Here is an 18318-nt window from a genome sequence, read left to right on the forward strand (position 1 = left end):
ACGACGGGAGTCCTCCGGGGCCATTCAGGTGGGCATCCACACCCGGATCGGCAAGGACGACGAGGCGGAGGGGCTCGGCGTCGCACGGCAGGAGGAGGACTGCCGACGGCACTGTGCCGCCCGGGGGTGGGAGGTCGCCGAGGTCTACGAGGACAACGACCTCTCCGCGTACAAGCGCAGGACGGTACGCCCCGAGTTCCGGCAGATGCCGGAGGACTTGAAGGCCGGGCGGATCGACGGGGTGGTCGCCTGGGACATCGGCCGTTCCTCGCGTCAGCCGCGCGAACTGGAGGCGTGGATCGACGAGTACGAAGAGGCCGAGCGCCGAGGCCGTCGGCTCGTCTTCGACTCCGTGTCCGCGTCGGACATCGACCTGTCCACGGAGAACGGCCGGTTCATCGCGAGGATCGAGGCCACCATCGCCGACAAGTCCTCGGCGGACACCTCACGGCGTACGCAGCGCAAGCACCTGGAACTGGCGGCGCAGGGCAAGCTCCCCGGCGGCCGGGCACCGTACGGATGGAACCGCGAGGACCGCAGGACGCTGGCGCCGGAGAAGGCCGAGCACCTCCGTAAGGCGGTGAAGGACTTCCTGGACGAGGGTGGTGAGCCCGTCGTCGGAGACTGGGAGCCGATCATCACCCCGGAGGAGTGGCATCTGCTCACGGCGAAGGTCCGGCGGGAGACAGCCCGGTGCGGGCGGTGCGGTACGAAGATGCGGGCCTTCCCGTCGTACCGGAAGTCGAAGACGCCATCACAGTTCACGTACGCGTGCCCCGGCAAGGACGACGGAGGATGCGGGGGAGTGGCCAGGGCCGCCGAACCCGTCGACCGCCTCATCAGGAACGCCGTGTTCCTCAGCTCGGACAGGGCACTGGCGAACGTCCGCGAGCGGGCGCCGGAATGGACCAGGGAGGCGCAACTGGCCTCCCTGGAAAGGGATATGGCCGAGTTCGGGCAAGCGTGGCAGGAGAAGCGCATGTCGGCCGCCCGCTGCATCGCGCTCACCGAGGACCTGGAGAAGCAGATCGCGGAACTGCACCGGGAACGGGCCCTGCACCGCGCCGAAGCAGCGACCTTCGTGGCCGGCCCCGTCGACATACGCGGCAGGTGGGAGAAGCCGGCGATCGAGCAGCAGCGGGCCGCCGTCCTCAAGGTCTTCCGCGCGGTCATCGTCAAGCCCGCGTCCAACGGGCCGATCTTCGACCCGGCGGACATCGAGCCGGTGCTCAGGTGACAAGGGGAAACCGGGTCCCCGTTGTGGTCGGGGATCCGGCTTCGTTCGTTCACGCCCGGCGGTCCATGCCTCGTCCCAGCGCCGGCGCTTCTTGACGATCTGCGGCTCGAAGCCGTCGCGCTGTCGCGGGGGCCACCTTCACCTCCAGAGCGCCCTTGTAGTACCGGTGGTGAGGCGGACTCCGACCGAGCAGGGTGCCGTTGTGGGCGCGGCGGTGTCCGCTGGGCTCAGCAGGGTCGCGGCGATACGGCCGGCGTGCTCGCCCGCGATGATCAGCTCCACGTAGTCACCGTGACCGGTGCGGTCGCCGATGGTGATGCGCAACGAGACGGTTCCGTCCACTTCTGTCGACGCCGTCACCGTTCCGTCCACCACCCCCGGGATCATCGAGGGCGTCGTCATGCCGTGGCCTCCTCGGACGGGGACGCGGCGCCGGATGCCTGGGCGGAGCGGGGCCGGAACACGGCGGCCCGAAGGCGGCCGCCGTACAGGCTGACCACCAGCCCGGCGATGATCAGCAGACCCGACAGCACCTTGAGCGCGGGCAGCTGTTCACCGAAGATCAGCACCGAGCCGGTGATGCCGAAGAGGGGCACGAGCAGGGACAGAGGGGCGACGGTGGACACCGGGTACTCCTTCAGCAGCCAGTTCCAGACGGCGTACGCGAACAGCGTGTTGGGATATGCCTGGAAGAGGATCGAGGCCACGGCGGTGAGGTCCAGCCCGGAGCCGAGGCGCTCGAAGCCGGAGACGCCGCCCACCGCGAGGTCCAGCAGGAACAGCGGTATCGGCGAGAACAGGCAGGACCACACCAGGAACGCTGCGACCCGGTCGGGGGCCGCCTTCTTCAGCAGGACGTTGGCCGCACTCCAGGAGAACGCGCCGAGGACGACCAGGGCGAGGCCCGCGGCGGTGACGCTGCCGTCGGTGAGGAACGCGGTGCAGGCGAGGCCGCCGAGAGCGATGACGGTGCCGGCGATCTGGTGACGGGCGAGCTTCTCCCGGAAGACGACCGCGCCGAGGAGGATCGTCAGGAACGCACTGAGCTGCAGCACCAGCGAGGCGATGCCCGCGGACACGCCCGCCTTCACCGCGAGGTTCACCACGCCCCACAGGCCGACGCCGAAGACCAGGCCGTATCCGGCGAGGTAGCGCCAGGGCACGTCGGGGCGCCGGACCACCAGCACCGCGGGAAAGGCGGTGAGCGTGAAGCGGATGCCGGTCAGCAGGAACGGGTCCACCGATTCCAGGCCGATCTTCGTCACCGAGAAGTTGAATCCCCAGATCGCGGTGATCGCCACCGCGAGGAGCACATGTCGGGCTTTCATCGCAAGGGGTTCTCCGGTTCTTCCATGTCCTGGCCGGCCTCCGTGCCCGTGCAGAAGTCCCGCCGGTGCCAGAGCAGCGGGCGGGCCGGCGGACCGCAGTGCAGGCCGGTCAGTTCGCCCACGAGAAACTGGTGGTCGCCGACCGGGACGCGGTCCACGAGGCGGCAGCGCAGGGCAGCCTGTGCTCCGACGAGGCGGGGCAGCCGGCTGCCGGGCCAGTCCTCGAAGACATGCCCGGCGAACCGGTCGACGCCTCGGGCGGCGAAGGCGCGGGCCACGCCCGCATGCCGCTCGGCGAGAATGTTGATCACGTACTCGACCGCCCCCTCGAACGCGGGCCGGCAGCTGGAGTCGTGGGACATGCCGACCAGGACCAGCGGCGGTTCCAGCGACGCGGAGGTCACGGAGCTCGCGGTGAACCCCCAGCGCCGCCCCGCCGCGTCCGTGGTGGTGACCACCGTCAGCGGCGCGGCAAGCAGTGACATCGCTGCACGGAAAGTGGCGCCGCCCACGGGACCACCGTCCACCGGACCGGTGCGCCGCAGCTCTTCAGCGTAGGTGTCGGTCATGCTCATGCCTCCGCTGGAGTCGACAGCGCGTCCGCGTGGGCGTCCGGCGCTTGCGACGCCGTCAGGGCCGAGCGGAAGCTGCGCAGGGTCACCGGCAGGGCGATCGCGCCCACGGCGGCGAGCAGCACCGCGAGCCCGGCGACCAGGTGCTGCGGTCCCACCGTCGCGCCCAGGGTGCTGACGAGCAGGCCGCCGACGGGGTAGGGCGTCAGACCCACGAGGAAGAAGGGACCCATGACCTTGCCCAGATGCTCACCGGGGATGATCTTCACGCGTTCAGTGCGGTTGAAGACGTTGAAGTAGGCCACCCCGCCCATCGCGACCACGAACCCGGTGGCGTAGAGCGCGAAGGTCGGGGCGAAGGAGAGCAGCAGCAGCGCGGCGCACTGGACGACGTAGCCGACCACACCGAGGAACGGCACGCCGAACCGCCGCACCAGCAGCGGGGTGAGCGCCAGGTTGGCCAGTCCGGTGATCCCGACGAGCGTGTTGAGCAGGGCGAAGGACGACTCCGGGGCGCCCAGTTCGCCGGTGACCACCGCGGCGTTGGCGCTCAGCATCGTCGCGAAGGCCAGGTTGATGGCGAAGTTGAGGCCGGCCAGCAGCAGCACCGGGCGGTTGGTCACGAGCAGCCGCCAGCCGAGCCCCAGGTCGGAGAGAATCACCCGCGCGCTGCCGGGTCCGTCGCCCGAGCCGGCGAGGCGCGGCAGGCCGAGCCAGCAGGCGGCGCCGATGGCGAACAGCGAGGCGGCGAGGCCCAGCAGCCAGATCTTGCCGAGCGCCGCCGCGGCCAGCACGGCGAGGCCGGGGCCGAGGGCCTGGGCCAGCAGCTCCATGTTCTGGAAGAGGGCCTGGGTGCGCGGCAGGTCGTCGCCCTGGGCGAGCCGCGGCACGACCTTCTCCACGGACATACGGACGGCGGGCATGACCGATGCCAGCAGCGCCCCGTTGGCCATCAGCAGTCCGACGGTCCAGGAGGGGACGGCCAGACACAGCGTCAGCGTCACCACCAGCACGGCCGCGCGGGCCGAGTTGGCGCGTGTGAACAGCCGGGTGCCGCCGTCCCGGTCGGCCAGCAACCCGGCGAACGGGTACATCGCCAGCGCGGGCAGCCACTCCAGGGCGAAGGAGGCACCCAGCGTGGTGACCTTCCCGGTCTCCTGGTAGATGAGCAACGGGACGGCGAACAGGACGAGTTGCTCCGCCATCAGCCCAGCCAGCACTCCGGTGCCGAACAGGAACCGGCGCACGCGCTCGGCACGGGTCCGCTTCACCGCGTGCCCCCGGCCGCCACGGCGTGCCGGTGCGCGGCCTCCGACTCGCGCACCAGCGGCAGCACACCGGTGAAGAAGTGCCTCATCTCGTCCCGGGCGGGCCATCCGGAGAAGATGAACTGGCCCACGCCGGCCGCCTTGTACTCCATGAGGTATGCGGCCACCTCGGCGTAACTGCCCACCAGGCACAACGCGGGGCCACCGCGGTAGGCGACGGCGCCGGAGTACAGCAGCGGGGAGAGCCAGCCGCCGTCCGCCTCCTCGGCGAGCCGGAAGGAGTTGCGCACGGCCTGCGAGTCGGCGGCCGCCACGAAGCGGGCCACGAACTCCCGGTGGTTCTCGTCGGTCTCGCTCATCACCTCGGCCAGGTCGGCCAGGGCCTCCTCGCGGGTCGGCCGCGCCAACACCTGCATGCGCAGGCCGACCTCACGGCCCCGCTCCAGGAACCGCCCGGTCGCCTTGGCGATCTCCTCGGGGACATCGCCGTAGCGGAACCAGCAGTCCCCGTACGCCAGCGCCATCCGCTGGGCGGGCTCGGAGGCACCGCTGACATAGATCTCGGGACGCCGTCCCCGATAGGGGGCCAGCCCCAGCTGGGCGTCCTTAAGACGGTAGTGGGCGCCCTCGTACGTCAGCGGGGTCTCTCCCCGCCAGAAGCGGTGCAGGACGTCCAGGAACTCGGTGGCGCGCGCGTACCGGTCGTCGTGGGCGAGGAAGTCGCCGTAGTACGCCTGCTCCACCGGGGAGATGCCGGCGACCAGGTTCAGCGCGATGCGGCCCTCGGACATCCAGGAGACGGTGTTCACGATCTGGGTGAACAGGGTCGGGGACAGCAGGCCGGGGCGGTACGCCAGGATGTACTTCACGCGCCGGGTCTCGCGCACCATCGCGCCGAGCAGCGGCACGGGATCGGGCAGGCTGTAGCTCTGCGCCATCAGCAGGGACTCGACCCCCAGTGTGTCGGCCTCCCGGGCGAAGTCCAGGGCGCCGTCGAGGTCGAGGACGTCCGAGCGGTACTTCTCGGTGGACTTCTTCTGACCACTGTCCAGCGCCGATCCCCAGTGGAACCTCAGCTCGGTCATGTCCTTGCTCCTTCGTGCGGGTGCGCCGCGGTGCGCAGGCGCAGCGAACCGAACAGGCGGGTCATCCAGTCCCGGGTCCGGTCCGGGGAGGCGGCGCCGACGGTCCCGGTGAGGACGGTCTCGTGCGCGCCGTAGGTGATGTGGTCGGGCAGCGGTGCCCCGGCGGGCAGTTCGTGCCAGGTCAGCGCCTCGGCCCGGAACCCGTCCGTGCCGTCGAGGCGCTCCAGGACACCGGCGCCGAGGTGGTGGCCGGGGTGGACGAACCAGCCGTACCAGGCGCGGTCGGCAGGCGGTTCGGGCAGCCGGCCGGCCACGTCCTCGCCGAGCAGGACGCGTAGCTCCCAGGAGGGCAGGTGCACGCCGGTGCGCCGTTCGAAGGTGTCGGCCACGTCGGCGCCGCCGACTCGGTTGCCGACCTCCAGGAACACCAGCTCGCCCGCGCCGTCCCGGATGGCTTCCAGGTGGAAGCTGCCGTCGCGGATGCCGACGGCGTCCAGGGCGCGGTCCACCCACCACGCGGCGCCGTCCGCGAGCTCGATCTGGAAGGAGCCCAGCGGCCGGCCCTGGGCGTAGCCGAGGCAGGTGCCAAGGTACTCGCTGCCGGTCAGGGCGAGCACCTGTCCGTTCTGCACCAGTCCGTCGAAGTGCAGCACCGGCCCGTCGACGAACTCCTCCACCTCGTACGAGGCCACCGCCTCGCCGTTGTCGTCCGGCGCGTCCAGATCGGCCGCCGAGGAGCGCCGGGAGGTGACGGCCTCGTATGCCTCGCGCGGGGTGCCGAAGACGACGACGTTCTCGCTGGAGGCGCCGCGGTGCGGCTTCAGCACGGTCCGGCCCGGCCAGGGCGCGGCGCCGCCCCGCTTCAGCAGATCGCCGAGCGGCAGGAAGCGCGGGACGCGCAGCCCGGCCCGCTCGACGGCGCTCTTCATCAGCACCTTGTCGCGTGCGAGCAGGACCCTCTCCACCGGGGCGCCGGGCACTGCGAGCCGCTCCCGCAGCCGGGCCGCGTCCAGCAGTTCGTACTCGGACATGGAAATGATCCGGTCGAAGTGCCCCTCCCGGACCTTCTGCCCGTCCTGCCCGTCCTGTCCGTCGAGCCAGGCCACGGCCTCGTCGTACGCGGATCCGTGCCCGGGGCGGGCCACGCGGGTGGCGCGCAGGTCCGCGGGCAGGGTGGCGAGAGCGGCCGCGGTGCCGAGGTAGGTGACGTCGTGCCGCTCGTGGTCGATTCCCCGGTGGTACTCGATCTTCGGATAGGGAATGCGGTGGAGTATCAGGATCTTCATCAGCAAGCCTCCAGCAAGGTGCTCCCGCGGTGGGTGCCCGGGGCGTCGCAGGCGGCGTCCAGCGCGGCCGGCCACACCTCGCGCAGGGTGTGCACGACGTCCCGGATGTCGGCGTGCGCGCAGTGCAGGAGCACACAGCACTGAGCGGCGAAGTCGGCGTTGTCGTGGGGCACGGCATGCACGTCGCGGCGCCTGTGCGCGAGCCAGCCGAACTCGGTCGCGGTCAGCTCGTCGGCGGCGAGACCGTGGCGGGCGCGGGTGGCGGCCAGGGCGTCCTCGAAGGGGACCGCGTCGGGAAGCACGTCGGACGGGGCGAAGCCGCGGTCGGAGCCGACGCCGAGCATCACGGTGGCGGCGGAGCGGTCCGCGGCGGGCAGCTCGGTGTCCACCGGCAGGCCGAAGGCCGCGTCGACCCACTTCTCGTACAGGTCGACACCGTGCACCCAGGCTGCCAGCGACCAGATCTTCATGCCGGCCGGACGGCGGTTGGGTTCGACGACGGCGGCGTGGGTGTCGTCGTCGCTGAGCTTGATCTCGTTGTGGTAGGGGCCGTCGCACTGGCCGACGAGCCAGTTCGCGAGCCGTCCCGCGCGGCGCAGCGTGGCGTGTCCGGCGGGGCTCACCCGGGCGGGCAGCACCTGGGCGACCTCCACCGGGTAGCGGCCGGCCGCGCTGAGCTTCTCGGTGACGAAGGACAGACTCCCCAGGCCGTCGTAGGAGAACTCGCGCCGGTAGGGGATGAGTTGCTCGCACAACACGCCGTCGCGGACATACGGCCTCACTTCCGCGAACGCCGTGTCCAGATCGTCGCCGGGGCGGACGAGGACGACGCCGCGGTTGTTGCCCTCCTTGGCCGGCTTGACGACGAAGCCGTCGGGGTGGCGCAGCGCGAACTCCCGCAGGTCGGCGACGGATTCGACCCGAGCGAAGTCGGGCACCAGGACCCGCTGGGCGCTCAGCAGGGCGCCGTTGGTGCTCTCCGCGTCACGGTAGGTGAGCTTGCAGTACGCGGCCGCGGCCGGCTCCGGCGCGTCGACCCTGAGGCCCAGCCGGCGCAGCAGTTCGGCACCGCTGTGCACCGCGTTGTCCGAGAAGACGATGCCCGCCGCGAACTCCGCTCTGCGCGGGCCCAGCAGCTTCTCGCCCTTCCCGGCGAAGTCCGCGTCGAGCGGGTCGAGGTCGATCACCTCGTCGCTGATCCGGGTGTCGGTCTCGGTGGGCCGGGCGCGGACGAGGGTGGTGAGCGCGCCGTGCCGCTCCCGCGCGTACCGGCGCATGTGCCGTACGTCGTCGACGCGGCTCAGGTTGTAGTCGACGATCAGGAATCTGGGCGGTGCGGTGGGCATGAGGGTCGTCTCCTGAGGTAGGCGGTCTGGCGGTCAGCGCGGCAGGGGGCCGTAGCGCACGTCGAGGGCGTGTGCGGAGGCCCGCTCCAGCTCCGGCAGGAGGCGGTCCCGCTCGGTGAGCGGGAAGCGCCACAGCAGTTGCCCGAGGAACACCTCGCGGGCGCGGGGTTCGACCGTGTCGCCCTCGCTGAGGAGGATCTGTGCGAGCGCGGGCGCGAGCGGCAGGTCGTCCGCGACGCCGATGCGGTCGATCCGGCCCGGCTCGGCGAAGAAGACGCGGAAGAAGGTGGCGTTCGGCGCCGGGGTGGTGCCGTCGGCCCGGAACGACAGCCGGCGCAGCCGGTCCCGGTCCGCGGGACGCAGCAGCAGGTCCAGCCAGAGGTCGAGCAGCCCGGCCTCGCCGTTCAGCTCGCGCACGCTGGGCGAGATCAGGCTGCCGCCGACGCGCGGGTTGACCTCGATCAGGTCCCACCGGGAGCCGTCGTACCGGGCCTCGACGTGGAAGCAGCCCCAGCGCAGTCCCAGGTGGGCCAGCAGACCGGTGACCCAGGCGAGGCCGGCGGCGGTCTGCTCCGGGCCGACGGAGACGGGCGGGCTGGTGCAGGCGTTCTCCAGGACGGCCCCGTCGGTCTCGGTCACCTCGCGCTTCTCGTGTACGGCGACCACGAACGCCTCGCCGTCGCCGACGAGCACCTCGAAGCTGAACTCGCGTCCCGGCAGGTAGTCCTCGATCAGGAAGGAGAGCCCGCCGTCACCGAAGGCGGAGGCGTACACGGTGTCGTCCCGGGACTCCTCGGTGATCCGCTGGATCCCGGCCCAGGTGGTGGCGGCGGACAGCGGGAAGGTGCCGTAGGAGGCGATGCCGCTCACGGGCTTGACGAAGTAGCGCCCCGGGCGCCGCCGGTACAGGGCCAGCGACTCCTCGGTGAGCGCCACCGCGCGCACCCGGCTCAGGCCGGCCTCCGCGAGTTCCTGGCGCAGCGTCAGCTTGTCACGCAGCGCCAGCACCTGCTTCGGGTCCAGGTCGGGCGCCCCGAGCAGGGCGTTGGCGTGCGCCATCAGATGGCGGTAGCCCTCCCACACGGTGACGCAGGCCAGGACACGCTCGCCGCGCTCGCGCAGTTCCGCCAGGTACGACTCCACGTCGGCGCGGGTGAGCACATGGTCGTCGGTGCACCGGACGCGGCTCGCCTTCGCCTCCAGGTCGGCCTGCCGGGCGGGCACGTGCTCCGGCTCGGGCAGGGAGCTGAGGACGTAGGACGCCAGTCCGCGTGCGTCCAGCGCGGCGATCAGATCCTCCATGAAGGAGAAGCCGACGTGGCTGAGCAGCAGGACTCCCTCGCCGTGTGCCGTGGCCGGGTGGCTCACTGTGCGGTCCCTTCGGTGTGGGCGGGTGCGGGGTGCTCCTCCCTCCGCCTCCTCGGATGCACGGGGAAAGAGGGGAGGGAGGGGAGCGAGGAGCGTCAGGGGCGGGTCAGGCCGCGAGGGTCGCCTTCTCGCCGGTGCCGAGGGTGTTGGCGTACAGCTCCTCGAAGTACAGGGCGAGCAGCCGCTGGTGCTCCTGCAGGTACCGCTTGAGCGCCTCGACGTCCTGCTCGCCGCGGATCAGGAAGCGCAGCGCCGCCCACACCTCGCCGGGGTGGTCGTCATTGATGTCGGTGTGCGAGTGGCTGATCTGGCCGCCGATGTTGCCCTCGCCGACGGACTCCTTGAGGGCGACGAGCTTGCGCGGCTCCAGCTTCACGTTCACGTACTCGACCAGGTACGAGTACGCCACCACGCCGAGCGGACCCTCGTGGTCCAGCAGGTACGAGAAGTAGCCGGTGAGCAGCTTGGTCGACAGGTACGGCTCGATCGAGAGGAACTCCTCGCGGCTGACGCCGACCTTGGCGAGGTCGTCGATGAACAACTCGTCGTGGAGCATCTCCTCCTGCTCGTAGTTCGCCCACACCTGGGCGGCCTCCGGGCTGCGCTTGGCTATCTCGGTGAGCGCCTTGGACTCGGCCACGCGCAGCAGGCGGATGCGCCAGGCGGTCTCCACCAGGTTGCGCTTGTAATAGGCGGAGTTGACGTCCTTGCCCTCCAGGTGGGCGGCGGCCGGGACGGTCTCGTACCACTCCTCGATCTGCCGGTCGATCTGCACGTCGATCTCGGCGCGCAGCTCGGCGGAGGCGGCCGCGTTCAGGAACGGACGGCGGTTCTCGTAGCCGACGTTGATCACTCGGTTGGACATGGGTCTCCCTTTGCTGTGCCCTGTCGGGCAGGTTTGTTCCGGGACGGGGATGGTTCGGGGGCGCACGCGGCCGGCACCGCGGGCCGTCGGGCCACGGCGGTACGGCGTGCTGTGCGCGGTGGGTCAGGAAGGGTGAGGGGGCGGCGTCAGTCGGCGAGACGGATGGTCGCCGAGTCGTGGAGCCGGCACTGGCAGGCCAGGCGGTAGGAGCCCTCGGACCTGCCGAGGTCCGCCAGGAAGTCCAGCTCCTCGTCGTCGCTCTCGCCCAGCGCGTCGGCGCCGTCGAGGACCTCGACGACACACGCACCGCAGGCGCCGGAGCGACAGCCGAAGGGGATGACGCGCTCGGGGGTCTCGAACTCGATGTCGGTGAGCGGGGAGCCCGCGGGCAGCATGATGTCCAGCCCGTGGGGCAGCACGGTCAGCTTCTTCAACAGCACGGCGTCACCAGCCTTTTCGCGCGGCGCGGCCAGGTGGGGGGACGTCGGAGGAGTGCTCGGGGGCCAGCCGGCTGCCGGGGCGCAGGGCCACGGCGGCGTGGTTGACCGCGGTGGCCGCCTCGCCGAAGCCGACCGAGATCAGTGGGACCCGGCCGGGGCGGGCGCAGCCGTCGCCGACCGCGTACACCTCTGGCAGGCTGGTGCGCTGGGTGGCGGGATCAACCTGAAACGCGCGGTGCTCCAGCCGCGCCCCCCAGTCGGCGAGCGGGCCGAGGTTCGCGGAGAAGCCCAGCGCGGCGACCAGCGCCTGCGCCGGCGCCTGCGCCGACTGCTCGCCGTGGGTGACCGTCACGCGTTCCAGCCGGCCCTCGCCGTGACAGGCCGTCACCTGCGCGTCCGTGAGGATCCGAACGGGGGCGTCGTACAGCTGCTTCACGCTGTGCTCGTGGGCCCGGAAGGAGCCGCGCCGGTGCACCAGAGTGGTGCTGCGGGCGATCGGGGCGAGGGCCAGCGCCCAGTCCACGGCACTGTCCCCGCCGCCGACGATCACTACGTCCCGCCCGGCGTGGTCCGTGGGGCGCGGCACGTGGTACGCGGCGCCCCGGCCCAGGTACGGCAGAGCGCAGGGCAGGGCGCGGGGCGTGAACCGGCCCAGGCCCGCGGCGATCACGACGGCCCCGGCGTGCACGAGCCGGCCGCGGTCGGTGGACACGGTCCAGCCGCCCCCGGCGCGTCGCGTGAGCGTCGTCGCCGTGTGGCCGAGCAGATACCGCGGCTCGAAGACGGCCGCCTGCGCGACGAGGTTGTCGATCAACTCGCGGCCCTTGATCGCGGGGTGCCCGGCGATGTCGTAGAGCGCCTTCTCCGGGTAGAGCGCGGCCACCTGGCCGCCGGGATGGTCGAGGGCGTCGATGACGACGCAGGTCAGGCCGCGGAAACCGGAGTAGTAGGCGGCGTGGAGGCCGGAGGGTCCAGCGCCGATGACGGCTATGTCGGCTGTGTCGGCCGCGTCAGCCGGATCAGGTGTGCCGGGTGTGTCGGCTGTGCTCGCCGGCGCGCCGGCTGTGTCCGTGGTGGTCTCGGCTGCTCGGGTCACCGCCGGCCACCCTCGGTTCCACCGTCTCCACCGTCGTCGCCGTCATCCTTCGTGCGCTCCGCACGCGAGCGCTCCTCGCGCAGGCTCAGCACCTCGTACAGCACGTCGTGCACGGGCGTCGGCGTGCCGAGGCGGGCGCCGAGACGCACCACCGAGCCGGTCCAGGCGTCGAGTTCGGAAGGCAGGCCGGCCAGGATGTCCCGCTGGAGTGAGGAAGTGCCCTGGGCGGGCTGGCGGTCGATGAAGGCGAGCGTGGACTCGACGATGGCGTCGGGCAGTTCGACGCCCGCGACGCGGGCCAGCCGCTCCACCTCGGCCATGCCGTCGGCCAGCAGCCGGCGGGTGCCGGGACGGGAGCGCAACTCGCCGAACCCCGCGTCCGTCACGGCGCCGAGCGAGCCGAACGGCACCACGAACAGGAACTTGGCCCACAGTTCGGCCCAGATCCGGTCGGCGACGACACCGGTCGCCCCGGCACCGGAGAGCGCGTCCCGCAGCCGTACGGCGCGGTCGGTGACCCGGTCGTCCCACTCGCCGAAGGTCAGCGATCCCTCGCCGCCGACGTGTTCGATGAGGCCGGGCCCGGCCAGCCGCGCGATGACCTTCGCGACGCCGGGCAGCACCGCCTCCCGGCCGACGGCCGCGGCGACCAGCTCCGGTGCCTCGACGCCGTTCTGCAGCGTCACCACGCCGGTCTCCGGTCCCACCAGGGACTTCAACGCCTCGATGGCGGGGGTCAGTTGCCAGGTCTTGACACACAGGAGCACGAAGTCGCTCTCGCCGATCTCCCGGGCGTCGGAGGTCGCCCGCACCCCCTCGACGACAAGGTCGCCGGCGGGTCCGCGCACGGTGAGCCCGTCCCGGAGCAACGCCTCCAGGTGGGCGCCCCGGGCTACGAACCGCACATCGTGTCCGGCGGCGGCCAGCCGGCCTCCGAAGAACCCTCCGATGCCCCCCGCGCCGACTATGGCAATCTTCACGATTCTTTCCTCGCTTGTGGCTCAGATTTCGCCTGCTGTTGTCCGGCACTCGGGGGTTTCCCCTGCCTGGTTCGCCGCCGACCTGGGTCGGCACAGCCCAACCCTCCCGCCACCCCGCGACCCTGTCGGGTACAGTTCATCTGATTACCCGGTCGCCATTGATCGCGATTTCGAAAAGGGTGAACGAGTGCGGGGAGGAGGGGGACGTATGGGCGTGACGTCATCTTTCGACGGCGCCCCAGATGATGTCATCCGCGCTGACGTGGCTGTTCGTGGCGGTGTCCGCGCCGGCCGCCGTCGCCGTTCCGAGAATTCCGGCAAGGAAAATTGCGGCGATGAGTGCGACTGTGGAACGCCTGGTGCTCACGCTTTTCTCCCCCAGTTTTATGGGTGAAGGGTTTTCCCTCGCCCGACAGAAATCTTGCCGGAGCGGGAGTGTCCGTGGCCACTGAAAGCCGATGATGAAAAGTCACTGACAAGTTATTGTCACAGGCAATCCGCGTAGAGCATAGGAAAAGTGGGCAAGATGGACACCGGTACGGGGGTGGGGGCGGACCCGAAGCTGCCGCAGCTGCTCGAACTGCACCAGAGTCTTTATCGCATCGCACTGGAGAACGGGATCCTGCACACCGCGCTCGTGGCGCGGGAACTCGACAGGCCGATCGCCGAGATCGCGGAGGCGGTGCGCGACCTCGCGGCCCTCCATCTGCTGCATCCCACGCAGGCCGGCGCCGACGCTTCGGGCGAGGACCCCGGGTCGTCCCCCACCTATACCGCCAACAGCCCCGATGTCGCCACGGCCCATCTCAACGGCCCCGTTGAGGCCCGGATACGGCAGTTGCGACAGCGCTCGGACCAGGTCAACAACCACGTGATGACCATGCGTGGCGTGTTCGAGGAGGCGTGGCAGAGCCACGTCACCCGCACCGGGGTGGAGCGGCTGACCGGAATCGACGCGATCCGCAGCGTCCTGGAACGGCTCACACTGACCGCGGGCGTCGAGATCGCCTCCGCTCACCCTTCGCTGCCCGCCCAGCCGGTGATCGAGGAGGGCCGGGGACGCACCACGGAGGCCGCCGAGCGCGGCCTCCGGCTCCGCACGCTGTACCCGCACTCCGTGCTGTCCCACCCCTACATGCGGCAGCACATGGGCACGGCGGCCGGAGCGGGCGTGCAGTTCCGCACCATCGGCCACATACCGGACCGGATCATCCTCTTCGACGCGGACACGGCCGTCGTGGCCGATCCCGACCAGCCCCCGAACCGAGGCGCGCTGGTCGTGCGGGACCGCTCGCTCGTCCGCTTCCTGTACCGCTCCTGGGAGAGCATGTGGGAGTACGGGCGGCCCTTCACGGCGTCCGACGGGGACCCCTCGGCCGCCCCCAAGGACGACGTGCGCAGGGAGGTGCTGCGCATGCTGGAGTCCGGCATGAAGGACGAGATGGCCGCCCGCCGGCTTTCCATGTCCACCACCACCTACCGCCGCCATGTCTCGGAGCTCCTGGCCGAACTGGGCGCCCAGAGCCGCTTCCAGGCGGGCAGCTACGCCCGGCGGGCCGGCTGGCTGGACGACTGACGACAGCCTGCGGCCCGGCCGACCAACGACGCCTCCCTCCGGTCCGCACCAGTTGGGAATCCAGCACCACTGACCTACTGACCAGCAGCCCCTCGGGACCAAGCCACAAAGGCCCTCGCTCAGAATGGAGACCTCGTATCGGACTGGCCGGCAGTTCGTTCCGACAGCGGCTCGCCGCCCGTGAAGGCGGTGAGACACCAAAGCCCCTCGGTCGCCGGTGTGACGAGTGAGATCACCACGCCGACCACGAGAGGCTCTGTCACCTCACCCGCCTGGCGCAGCGAGGTGGTCTTGCCTACGGCACCGACGGTCTGCGACGAGCCATACCGCTCTCGCAGCGAGCCGGTCTCCGAACCGGAGACCGGCCCTCGTACCGAGGTCGGGCAGGTCGGCGCGGCTCTGAACCGCATGCTCGACCACATCCACGCCGCCCTGCACGCAGTTCCTGAAGGACTCCTCGCCGGCGGCCGCCCAGACCCTGGGCCGACCTCCCGGACGGGGCCGGTGTGGCCCGTCCCGCAATGGACGGGCCTTGCCGTACAGGAGCCGATTACAGAGGATGCGGGTGGGGACCGGGGCCCCCGTGCCGGAATCGGCAGGGGCGGACCGCTACCCGGAGTACAACAGGAGACAGCGATGTCCCAACAGGCTCGCCCCCACGAGGCCGCTGAGCCCGAGACCCCGCATCTCGATTTCCAGGGCACCACGCCGTACGAGGACTACGTCCGCGCGGACGTCCTCACGCACCTCCAGCACACCCTCTCCGACGATCCCGGAGAGATGGTCTTCCTGGTCACGACCCAGGTCATGGAGCTGTGGTTCACGGTGATCGTGCACGAGTGGGAGACCGCCGCCAAGGCCCTGCGCGCCGACGACGTCCCGACCGCGATCGCCGCCCTGAAGCGTTCCGTGCGGGAACTGGCGGCCCTGAACGCCTCCTGGACCCCGCTCGCCCAGCTCACCCCCGCCCAGTTCAACTCCTACCGCTCCGCCCTCGGCGAGGGCTCCGGCTTCCAGTCGGCGATGTACCGGCGCATGGAGTTCCTGCTCGGCGAGAAGTCCGCGTCCATGCTCGTACCGCACCGCGGCGCCCCGCGCGCCCACGCGGAGCTGGAGAAGGCGCTGCACGAGCCGAGCCTGTACGACGAGGTGTTGCGCCTGCTGGCCCGGCACGGCCACCCCGTCCCGGCCACCGTCCTGCACCGGGACGTCTCCCAGCGCTACGAGCCCTCCGACCAGGTCGAAAAGGTCTGGGCGGCGGTCTACTCCGACGATCCGGACACCGAACTCGCGCGTCTGGGCGAGGCGTTGACCGACGTGGCCGAACTGGTGTGGCGCTGGCGCAACGACCACCTGGTCGCCACCCGCCGCGCGATGGGCGCCAAGCCCGGCACGGGCGGCTCGGCCGGTGTGGCCTGGCTGGAGAAGCGCGCCCGCAAGAACGTGTTCCCGGAGCTGTGGACGGCGAGGTCCCATGTCTGAGCTTGCGCTGGAGGCGGAGAAACTGGACGCAGCGGACGAGCTGGCGCCGCTGCGGGACCGCTTCGTCCTCGACACCGTGTCCGATCACGCGGCTGACGCCGCGGGCGTGTACCTGGACGGGAACTCGCTCGGCGCGCTCCCGGCCCACGTCCCCGACCGGGTGGCGGACGTCGTGCGCCGGCAGTGGGGCGAGCTGCGCATCCGCTCCTGGGACGAGAGCGGCTGGTGGACCGCGCCCGAGCGGATCGGCGACCGGATCGCCCCGCTGGTCGGCGCGGCCCCCGGCCAGATCGTCGTGGGCGACTCCACAAGTGTCAACGTATTCAAGGCACTTGTGGCGGCGGCACGGATGGCGGACGAGGCGGGCGGGGGCCGCAGCGAGATCCTCGTCGACGCGACGACGTTCCCCACGGACGGCTACATCGCCGAGTCGGCGGCCCGCCTGACCGGCCGCACCCTGCGCCCGGTGACCCCGGCGGAGGTGCCGGGGGCGTTGAGCACCCGTACGGCGGCGGTCCTGCTGAACCACGTCGACTACCGCACGGGCCGGCTGCACGACCTGCCCGGCCTGACGGCCGCGATCCACGCCGTGGGCGCCCTCGCCGTCTGGGACCTGTGCCACAGCGCGGGCGCGCTGCCGGTGGGGCTGGACGAGCACGGTGTCGACCTGGCGGTCGGCTGCACGTACAAGTACCTGAACGGCGGCCCGGGTTCACCGGCGTACCTCTACGTCCGCCGGGAGCTCCAGCCCCGCTTCGACTCCCCGCTGCCCGGCTGGAACTCCCACGCCGAACCCTTCGGCATGAGCCCGTCCTACACACCGGCACCGGGCGCGCTGCGCGGCCGGGTGGGCACCCCGGACATCCTCTCCATGCTCGCCCTGGAGGCGGCCCTGGAGGTCTGGGACGACGTCTCCGTCCCCGCGGTCCGCGCGAAGTCCCTCGCCCTGACGGACTTCTTCCTGCGCTGCGTGCGGGCGTACACGGAGCCGGGCCGCGTCGAGTCCGTGACGCCCGAGCGCCACGAGGAGCGCGGCAGCCAGGTCGCGCTGCGCTGCGCGGACGCAGGCGAGGTGATGAAACGCCTGATCAGCAGGGGTGTCGTGGGTGACTTCCGGCACCCTGACGTGCTCCGCTTCGGCTTCACCCCGCTGTACGTCGGGTTCGCCGACGCGGAGCGGGCGGCGCGGATCCTGGGGGAGGAGCTGGCGTAGGCGACGGCCCCGGGAAAGGGGTCCGGGGGAGGGGTCCGGGACAGCCGGTCCCTCCCCCTGGGAGCCGTGGGGCACCGTGCGGACCGCTCCGCCCTCACCCTGCGTGACAACCCCATGTCCGCGCACGTCACCGGCCTGATACCGTCCCCGCCAACGGTGGACGCGGAGTTCCCCCCTCTGGTCCGTCACACGCCAAAAACGTTCCATCGCTGAGAGGTTGGAGCATGCCGGACGACGCAGCAGCAGCCCGCGCCGCCGCCGAAGAGGAGTCGGCCTTCTCGCACCCCCCGGTCGACCCCGACATCAGCTCCGCGTACGGCGACCACCCCGACCAGGTGATCGACTTCTACGCCCCCCGGTCCACCGCCCCGGACTCCCCGTCCCCGCTGGTGGTGGTCCTGCACGGCGGCGCCTGGCGGGCCCGCTACGACCGCCGGCACATCACCCCCTTCGCGGACTACCTGGCCCGTAGGGGTTTCGCGGTGGCGAACGTCGAGTACCGCCGGGGCGGGGAGCCTCCCCTGATCCCGGGGCAGGGCACGGCGGCGGACGGAGGCGCCGGGGACGGCGCCACCCCTTCGGCGGGCCGCTGGCCGGAGACCTTCGACGACGTGGCGGCGGCCCTGGACGCCCTGCCGGACCTCGTCCGCACGGCGCTGCCGCAGGCCGACCCGCGCCGCACGGTGCTGACGGGCCACTCGGCGGGCGGCCACCTGGCGCTGTGGGCGGCGGCCCGGCACGTCCTGCCCGCGGACGCCCCGTGGCGCACCACCGGCCCGGCCCTGCTCCGCGGCGTCGTCGCCCTCGCCCCGATCGCGGACTTCGAGGTGGCGGAGAAGCTGGACGTCTGCGGCAACGCGAGCCTGCAACTCCTCGGCGGCCACGAGGGGTTCGCCGCGCGCCGCCCGTACGCCGACCCCGTGCTCCTCCTCCCGACGGGCATCGCGACGACGCTCGTCCAGGGGCGTACGGACCTGGTGGTGCCGCAGGCGGTGGCCGAGTCGTACGCGGACGCCGCGGCGAAGGCGGGCGAGGTGGCGGGCCTGACCCTGCTGGAGGACGTGGGCCACTTCCCGCTGATCGACCCGGCGGCGGACGCGTGCGCGGTGGTGGCGGAGGAGATCGCCCAACTGGCCTGGTGATGTGGGTGGTTGCTCCCTGGGGGGGGGCAGCCGC

18 protein-coding genes are annotated in these 18318 nt (G+C 71.6%); 5 read left to right on the forward strand and 13 right to left on the reverse strand.

Annotated elements, in window-relative coordinates; translation table 11 throughout:
- Positions 1–28 precede the first annotated feature (28 nt).
- On the forward strand, positions 29–1237 hold the full coding sequence (locus tag AC4OXY_RS27115) for a recombinase family protein (RefSeq protein ID WP_491991210.1): 1209 nt from the start codon (positions 29–31) through the stop codon (positions 1235–1237).
- Positions 1238–1375: 138 nt separating this feature from the next.
- Here the strand turns inward: AC4OXY_RS27115 and AC4OXY_RS27120 are convergent, their stop codons facing one another.
- The 13 genes from AC4OXY_RS27120 to AC4OXY_RS27180 form a co-directional block, all read right to left on the reverse strand.
- A complete protein-coding gene (locus AC4OXY_RS27120) occupies positions 1376–1639 on the reverse strand; it encodes a hypothetical protein (RefSeq protein ID WP_491991211.1) in 264 nt (87 codons plus the stop codon).
- Complete coding sequence (locus AC4OXY_RS27125; RefSeq protein ID WP_491991212.1) at positions 1636–2565, reverse strand: EamA family transporter; 930 nt, start codon at positions 2563–2565, stop codon at positions 1636–1638. Before AC4OXY_RS27125 ends, AC4OXY_RS27120 begins: the two co-directional genes overlap by 4 nt.
- Positions 2562–3134, reverse strand: coding sequence for a flavin reductase family protein (locus AC4OXY_RS27130; RefSeq protein ID WP_491991213.1), 573 nt, complete (start codon positions 3132–3134; stop codon positions 2562–2564). The genes AC4OXY_RS27125 and AC4OXY_RS27130 overlap by 4 nt, the downstream gene beginning before the upstream one ends.
- Positions 3135–3136: 2 nt before the next feature.
- On the reverse strand, positions 3137–4408 hold the full coding sequence (locus AC4OXY_RS27135) for an MFS transporter (RefSeq protein ID WP_491991214.1): 1272 nt from the start codon (positions 4406–4408) through the stop codon (positions 3137–3139).
- Positions 4405–5490 carry an LLM class flavin-dependent oxidoreductase gene (locus AC4OXY_RS27140; RefSeq protein WP_491991215.1) on the reverse strand — a complete coding sequence of 362 codons (1086 nt, stop codon included), beginning with the start codon at positions 5488–5490 and terminating at the stop codon, positions 4405–4407. Before AC4OXY_RS27140 ends, AC4OXY_RS27135 begins: the two co-directional genes overlap by 4 nt.
- Entirely contained in the window at positions 5487–6776 is a 1290-nt protein-coding gene (locus tag AC4OXY_RS27145) for an ATP-grasp domain-containing protein (protein ID WP_491991216.1), read from the reverse strand. The genes AC4OXY_RS27140 and AC4OXY_RS27145 overlap by 4 nt, the downstream gene beginning before the upstream one ends.
- A complete protein-coding gene (locus AC4OXY_RS27150) occupies positions 6776–8122 on the reverse strand; it encodes an ATP-grasp domain-containing protein (protein WP_491991217.1) in 1347 nt (448 codons plus the stop codon). Before AC4OXY_RS27150 ends, AC4OXY_RS27145 begins: the two co-directional genes overlap by 1 nt.
- Positions 8123–8155: 33 nt before the next feature.
- Positions 8156–9490: an ATP-grasp domain-containing protein gene (locus tag AC4OXY_RS27155; protein WP_491991218.1), complete on the reverse strand. Its 1335-nt coding sequence runs from the start codon at positions 9488–9490 to the stop codon at positions 8156–8158.
- A 106-nt stretch (positions 9491–9596) separates the two neighbouring features.
- Positions 9597–10355: a hypothetical protein gene (locus AC4OXY_RS27160; protein WP_491991219.1), complete on the reverse strand. Its 759-nt coding sequence runs from the start codon at positions 10353–10355 to the stop codon at positions 9597–9599.
- A gap of 146 nt (positions 10356–10501) precedes the next feature.
- On the reverse strand, positions 10502–10795 hold the full coding sequence (locus tag AC4OXY_RS27165; protein ID WP_491991220.1) for a 2Fe-2S iron-sulfur cluster-binding protein: 294 nt from the start codon (positions 10793–10795) through the stop codon (positions 10502–10504).
- A 4-nt stretch (positions 10796–10799) separates the two neighbouring features.
- The gene (locus AC4OXY_RS27170; protein ID WP_491991221.1) at positions 10800–11891 is read right to left on the reverse strand and encodes an NAD(P)/FAD-dependent oxidoreductase; all 1092 of its coding nucleotides are present in this window, start codon (positions 11889–11891) and stop codon (positions 10800–10802) included.
- Positions 11888–12871: a 2-dehydropantoate 2-reductase gene (locus AC4OXY_RS27175; RefSeq protein ID WP_491991222.1), complete on the reverse strand. Its 984-nt coding sequence runs from the start codon at positions 12869–12871 to the stop codon at positions 11888–11890. Before AC4OXY_RS27175 ends, AC4OXY_RS27170 begins: the two co-directional genes overlap by 4 nt.
- A gap of 220 nt (positions 12872–13091) precedes the next feature.
- The gene (locus tag AC4OXY_RS27180; protein WP_491991223.1) at positions 13092–13238 is read right to left on the reverse strand and encodes a hypothetical protein; all 147 of its coding nucleotides are present in this window, start codon (positions 13236–13238) and stop codon (positions 13092–13094) included.
- A gap of 159 nt (positions 13239–13397) precedes the next feature.
- Here AC4OXY_RS27180 and AC4OXY_RS27185 point away from each other — a divergent pair, with 159 nt between their 5' ends.
- The 4 genes from AC4OXY_RS27185 (at position 13398) to AC4OXY_RS27200 (ending at position 18284) form a co-directional block, all read left to right on the forward strand.
- Positions 13398–14447, forward strand: a complete 1050-nt coding sequence (locus tag AC4OXY_RS27185) for a helix-turn-helix transcriptional regulator (protein ID WP_491991224.1) — start codon at positions 13398–13400, stop codon at positions 14445–14447.
- 636 nt (positions 14448–15083) lie between these two features.
- On the forward strand, positions 15084–15929 hold the full coding sequence (locus tag AC4OXY_RS27190) for a tryptophan 2,3-dioxygenase family protein (protein WP_356029801.1): 846 nt from the start codon (positions 15084–15086) through the stop codon (positions 15927–15929).
- Entirely contained in the window at positions 15922–17142 is a 1221-nt protein-coding gene (gene kynU, locus AC4OXY_RS27195) for a kynureninase (protein ID WP_356029800.1), read from the forward strand. Before AC4OXY_RS27190 ends, kynU begins: the two co-directional genes overlap by 8 nt.
- A gap of 224 nt (positions 17143–17366) precedes the next feature.
- Positions 17367–18284, forward strand: coding sequence for an alpha/beta hydrolase family protein (locus AC4OXY_RS27200; protein WP_356029798.1), 918 nt, complete (start codon positions 17367–17369; stop codon positions 18282–18284).
- Positions 18285–18318: the final 34 nt, after the last annotated feature.

It is taken from the genome of Streptomyces sp. HUAS MG56 (genome assembly GCF_058673395.1).

Excerpts from the sequence above, each read along its gene's own strand:
- AC4OXY_RS27120 (WP_491991211.1), bottom strand. The coding sequence starts at position 1,639 with ATGACGACGCCCTCGATGATCCCGGGGGTGGTGGACGGAACGGTGACG.
- AC4OXY_RS27125 (WP_491991212.1), bottom strand. The coding sequence starts at position 2,565 with ATGAAAGCCCGACATGTGCTCCTCGCGGTGGCGATCACCGCGATCTGG.
- AC4OXY_RS27130 (WP_491991213.1), bottom strand. The coding sequence starts at position 3,134 with ATGACCGACACCTACGCTGAAGAGCTGCGGCGCACCGGTCCGGTGGAC.
- AC4OXY_RS27140 (WP_491991215.1), bottom strand. The coding sequence starts at position 5,490 with ATGACCGAGCTGAGGTTCCACTGGGGATCGGCGCTGGACAGTGGTCAG.
- AC4OXY_RS27145 (WP_491991216.1), bottom strand. The coding sequence starts at position 6,776 with ATGAAGATCCTGATACTCCACCGCATTCCCTATCCGAAGATCGAGTAC.
- AC4OXY_RS27150 (WP_491991217.1), bottom strand. The coding sequence starts at position 8,122 with ATGCCCACCGCACCGCCCAGATTCCTGATCGTCGACTACAACCTGAGC.
- AC4OXY_RS27160 (WP_491991219.1), bottom strand. The coding sequence starts at position 10,355 with ATGTCCAACCGAGTGATCAACGTCGGCTACGAGAACCGCCGTCCGTTC.
- AC4OXY_RS27185 (WP_491991224.1), top strand. The coding sequence starts at position 13,398 with ATGGACACCGGTACGGGGGTGGGGGCGGACCCGAAGCTGCCGCAGCTG.
- AC4OXY_RS27190 (WP_356029801.1), top strand. The coding sequence starts at position 15,084 with ATGTCCCAACAGGCTCGCCCCCACGAGGCCGCTGAGCCCGAGACCCCG.
- kynU (WP_356029800.1), top strand. The coding sequence starts at position 15,922 with ATGTCTGAGCTTGCGCTGGAGGCGGAGAAACTGGACGCAGCGGACGAG.
- AC4OXY_RS27200 (WP_356029798.1), top strand. The coding sequence starts at position 17,367 with ATGCCGGACGACGCAGCAGCAGCCCGCGCCGCCGCCGAAGAGGAGTCG.